This window comes from Paraburkholderia sp. J7 (assembly GCF_905220155.1).
In the GTDB taxonomy this organism is placed as follows: domain Bacteria; phylum Pseudomonadota; class Gammaproteobacteria; order Burkholderiales; family Burkholderiaceae; genus Paraburkholderia.
The window spans coordinates 1-2257 of record NZ_CAJMYZ010000065.1; the positions used below are offsets into that span (position 1 = coordinate 1).

Annotated in this window: 3 protein-coding genes; all 3 read left to right on the forward strand. The window is 65.2% G+C overall.

Annotation, left to right across the window (positions count from 1 at the left end; translation table 11 throughout):
- Window positions 1-283: ABC transporter permease subunit (locus U5A58_RS40300; RefSeq protein WP_415774370.1), on the forward strand; the 283-nt coding region annotated here is incomplete at its 5' end.
- A 7-nt stretch (window positions 284-290) separates the two neighbouring features.
- Complete coding sequence (locus tag U5A58_RS40305; protein WP_321965443.1) at window positions 291-1571, forward strand: high-affinity branched-chain amino acid ABC transporter permease LivM; 1281 nt, start codon at window positions 291-293, stop codon at window positions 1569-1571.
- Window positions 1568-2257, forward strand: a 690-nt coding sequence (gene livG / locus U5A58_RS40310) for a high-affinity branched-chain amino acid ABC transporter ATP-binding protein LivG (RefSeq protein WP_321965444.1), incomplete at its 3' end; no start/stop codon positions are given. The genes U5A58_RS40305 and livG, both read left to right, overlap by 4 nt.

The following is a 2257-nucleotide window of genomic DNA, read 5'->3' on the forward strand; positions in this document are numbered from 1 at the left end:
TGCGGCGGTGGGCGGCGTGCTGATCGGACTGACGATCGGCAAGCTCAATCCGTATATCGGCTTCATTGCGGGCATCAAGGCGTTTACGGCCGCAGTGCTCGGCGGTATCGGCAGCATTCCGGGCGCGATGCTCGGCGGCGTGCTGCTCGGTCTTGCCGAAACGCTCGCTTCGGGCTACATGCCCGCGGAGTACAAGGACGTCGTGGCCTTCGGCCTGCTCGTGCTCGTGCTGCTCTTCCGTCCCACCGGCCTGCTCGGCAAGCCGGACGTCGAAAAGGTATGAGGTCGATATGAGCCAAACTGTTTCGGTTCGCGCGGCCGGCAATAGCGCAGACGGTCAGTCCTCGTCGCAAACGGTGAAGGGTGCGCTTGCCGCCGCCGTTGCGACCATCATCCTCACGGCGCCGATTCTTGGCCTGCAGCTCACGCTCGACGGCTATCAGGTCGTGCTGCAGCAGCACTGGCGCCCCGTCTGGATCGCGGCCGCCGTGGTGTTCGTGTTCCAGCTTGTCAAGCCGATGTTTGTGCGCGCAACGAGTAACGTGCGCCTGCCCAAAGCCCCCGCGCTTGGCGCACGCCAGCAGCGCGTGGCGCTCTGGGTGTTGCTCGCGTTCGGCGCGGTGTTCCCGTTCATGGGGTCGCGCGGTTCGATCGACGTCGCGACGCTTGCGCTCATCTACGTGATTCTTGGCCTGGGCCTGAATATCGTGGTGGGCTTCGCGGGTCTGCTGGACCTGGGCTACGTGGGCTTCTACGCGGTGGGCGGCTATACGTATGCGCTGCTCAACCAGTACTTCGGCTTCACGTTCTGGGAATGCCTGCCGCTCGCGGCGCTCGCCGCGGCCACGTTCGGCTTCGTGCTCGGCTTCCCGGTGCTGCGCCTGCGCGGCGACTATCTCGCCATTGTCACGCTCGGCTTTGGCGAGATCATCCGCCTGCTGCTCAATAACCTCACGAGCATCACGGGCGGCCCGGACGGCATCTCCAGCATTCCCAAGCCCACCGTGTTCGGCTTCGAAATGGCCCGCCACGCCAGCGTGGAAGGCGCGAAGACGTTCAACGAGCTGATCGGTATCGAGTACAGCGGCGAGCACATGGTGATCTTCCTGTACCTGCTCGCGCTCGTGCTGGTGGCGTTCACGCTGTTTGTCACGAGCCGCCTCTTGCGCATGCCGATGGGCCGCGCCTGGGAAGCATTGCGCGAAGACGAGATCGCATGCCGCTCGCTCGGCCTGAATCCCACGCGCATCAAGCTCTCGGCGTTTACGCTCGGCGCTTCGTTCGCGGGTCTCGCGGGTGCGTTCTTCGCGGCGCGCCAGGGGCTCGTCACGCCCGAGTCGTTCACGTTCATCGAGTCGGCGCTCATTCTTGCCGTGGTGGTGCTGGGCGGCATGGGCTCGCAATTGGGCGTGGTGCTCGCCGCGATCCTGCTGACGGCGCTGCCCGAAGTGGCGCGCGGCTTTGCCGAGTACCGCATGCTGATCTTCGGTCTGGTGATGGTGCTGATGATGATGTGGCGTCCGCAGGGTCTGTTGCCCGCGAGCCGCCCGCACGTGGAGTTGCCGCAATGAGCGCACAGGCGTTGTTGAAAGTAGCGGGCCTGCAGATGCGCTTCGGCGGTCTGCTGGCCGTGGACGGCATCGATTTCGACGTGCGTCCCAACGAGGTGTTCGCGATCATCGGGCCGAACGGCGCGGGCAAGACCACGGTGTTCAACTGCGTGGGCGGCTTCTACAAGCCCACGGCGGGCGACATCGTGCTGGAAGGCCACGGCATCACCGGCCAGCCGAGCCACCAGGTCGCGCGCCGCGGCCTCGTGCGCACGTTCCAGAATATCCGCCTGTTCAAGCAGCTCACGGTGCTGGAAAACCTCATGGTCGCGCAGCACCTGAAGGTGAACCGCAACATGCTAAGCGGCCTGTTCGCGACGCCCGCGTATCGCCGCGCCGAGCGTGCCGCGCTCGAGCGCGCCGCGTACTGGCTCGAACGCGTGGGCCTGAAGCAGGTGGCAAACCGCGAGGCGGGCACGCTGTCGTACGGCCATCAGCGCCGGCTCGAAATCGCGCGCTGCATGATCACCGACCCGCGTCTGTTGATGCTCGACGAACCCGCGGCCGGTTTGAATCCGCAGGAGAAGGTCGAGCTGCAGCAGATGGTGGACGGCTTGCGTAACGAGTTCGGAATCTCCGTACTCCTGATCGAACACGACATGAGCCTCGTGATGGGCGTGTCGGACCGCATTCTCGTAATGGAGCAT

What these genes read in the sequence shown, in the direction of transcription:
- U5A58_RS40305 (WP_321965443.1), top strand. Translation starts at nt 291, where the DNA reads ATGAGCCAAACTGTTTCGGTTCGCGCGGCCGGCAATAGCGCAGACGGT.